The organism is Pseudoalteromonas sp. BZA4, from assembly GCF_040104395.1.
Classification (GTDB): domain Bacteria; phylum Pseudomonadota; class Gammaproteobacteria; order Enterobacterales; family Alteromonadaceae; genus Pseudoalteromonas.
This window is the reverse complement of sequence record NZ_JBECOT010000129.1, coordinates 1-2,246: the sequence shown is the minus strand read 5'-3', so window position 1 is coordinate 2,246 and position 2,246 is coordinate 1. Positions and strand designations below refer to the sequence as shown.

The window sequence follows — 2,246 nt, the reverse complement described above, 5'->3', positions numbered from 1 at the left end:
CTTAAGTGTTCAAAACTTAACTTTGCTTGAAGATAGGTTTTGTTGATGTCTAACCATTCAGCACTTTTTATCGTTTTCGAATTTGCATAATTTTTAACAGACTCAAGATGCTTCTTACTTTTTAAAAATATTGATTTACTGGCATCTATTTCTTCTAAAAAGTGATGTACTTCTGGCCCTTCTATCCTAGCTACTTTTTGTCCTTTACTTACCTTAACACCCGGATTGTATAAAAAAGATATTTGTTGCGGTGTAAAAGGCAGTTGTACTTTGAAACTGGATTTAGGTTTAAAGGATACCTCTCCAAGCACTTGCTCTATCTCCATACTGTCAACCTGATGTACGGTTTTGAACTGATGTTTAAAGCTTCCCAATTGTGAAGTGGCGATCACTGAATTGGTGACTTGTTCAGCTTGAATATGCATGCTTAAAACGGTTAACAACATTGACGCTATTAATGAGAATAATCGATATGAGGTTGCTATCATTTGTTACTGACTCTTGTTAGGCTAACTGGGATAGTTGCCTTGAATTGTTTTTAAAGTGAACTTACCTTACAAATAATGTTTAGTTTTTACGTCAGGCATGTGTTGTAGATTTATGAGACAAATGTCCCATATGCTTTTTAACTGGTTGATTTTAAATGAAAGATAAATCGATAGCGGTGCTTCTAGCTATAATAATGGTACTCAATTTTTTTGATGTAATTACTGATATTTCTTTAGGTGTTCCAACTTGGCATATTGTCGAAGAAAGCTTGATTGTTTTAGCTTCAGCGATTGGTTTTGTTTTTTTGGTTCGAGATATTTCAAACCGCACAAAGCGTATTAAACAGTTGAAAAGTGAATTAGATAAATCGGGCATTCAACTAAAAAATATTTCGGAAGAAATGAAGCACGCTCGTATAAAGTACAGTGAAGTCATAAATGAACAGTTTAATCAGTGGAGACTGACAAAAAGTGAACAAGAAGTTGCTATGTTAATGCTGAAGGGATTGAGTTTTAGAGAAATTAGTGGTGTAAGAGATACCAAAGAAAAAACAGTTCGTCAGCAGGCTTCTAGTATATATGTCAAAGCGGATGTAGAGGGTCGGCATGAGTTTTCAGCTTGGTTTTTAGAAGACTTCATGGAGCCAGACAGTACACTAGAGTAGAGTAGTCATCCTTTATCTTACCTACTATTATCTAGAAGATAAGAACACTTTAGCTTATGTAAAGTTGAATAATCTAAAAGGCATAGGCTTAACTTGAAATAATGGCCGTTTTTGACAAAGAGCCGCAATTCGCCTCTGAAACGTTTTTGTCCAATAACGAGTTAGATAATGCGCCAGATTTAGATGGTTTGATATTCTTCATTACTTTTCTTTATTTTATTCATAGCTTCAAGGATTGCATTTTCATGCATCATGAATAAATTGTTTGATTCTTTTGAGTACGTCCCGTGTTGCTCCTCTGCGGAAGTGTAATGCCTTCCGGAGCGGTCATGATTTGTATGTAAAATATGCAGCATTCTATTTGCTTCAGCTTCATTTTTTTCTTCTGTTGATGGCTTTTTCTCAGAGTTACTTATGTGGTGTAATATTTCTTTTGAGTCAATTTCAGCTTCCGTTAGTGTTGAATAATTATTTGTTAATGCAACCATTACATTTGTTTTAGCAAGTTTTCTAAACATAGTTAAGCAAGAACCTTTAGAGCCTTTCTTGTTAATTTTATAAGGGTTTGCCTTATCCATATTCTTAGGTGCATTTTTCTGCATGAACTCCCTAAGCGTATTGTATGGTAAATGATTTTCAGGATTTCGTATGCTTACAAACAAGTACTCTTTTATCTCACCATATACTCTTTTTGAATATGCTAATTGATCTTTTATGGCTTTTATCATTTCACTGGTTAATATTATTTTCTGTTCTTGTTGGTTTTTTGTTGGCCCTCTTTCTGTTGTGGTGCTACCTGGTATTATCAAAACCTTCGGATCATCTAAATTATCTAAATAGCTGCTCTTTAATGTGCAAGCGCACTGAGGTCTTAATGCGGCAAAAATACAAAGCTTTAAAGCATTTACTAAATTTCTATTTTCGTTGTGTTCCAGGGTGATTAATAGCTTTGCTGTAGATTCATTATGGCCTTGTTGATCAAATGCAGCTCTCTAATAAACTCACTTAACTTACTGATATTTAGGCAGACCAAGGGTGTTGATCTTATTTAGCGCCTTCACTTTGATCATCGCTTCAACCAGTTGGCGATTGT

At 34.6% G+C, this 2,246-nt stretch carries 2 protein-coding genes and 1 pseudogene; 1 reads left to right on the top strand and 2 read right to left on the bottom strand.

All coding sequences use genetic code 11. The annotated features are described in order from the left end of the window. Positions 1-425 (bottom strand): annotated as a pseudogene (locus ABMY41_RS21645) (hypothetical protein); the annotation flags it as partial. A 218-nt stretch (positions 426-643) separates the two neighbouring features. On the opposite strand from ABMY41_RS21645, the gene ABMY41_RS21640 reads away from it, so the two are divergent. After that, positions 644-1,153, top strand: coding sequence for a LuxR C-terminal-related transcriptional regulator (locus ABMY41_RS21640; protein WP_289098146.1), 510 nt, complete (start codon positions 644-646; stop codon positions 1,151-1,153). A 179-nt stretch (positions 1,154-1,332) separates the two neighbouring features. Here ABMY41_RS21640 and ABMY41_RS21635 read toward each other — a convergent pair whose 3' ends face one another. Continuing rightward, entirely contained in the window at positions 1,333-1,962 is a 630-nt protein-coding gene (locus tag ABMY41_RS21635; RefSeq protein WP_349276240.1) for a hypothetical protein, read from the bottom strand. Positions 1,963-2,246: the final 284 nt, after the last annotated feature.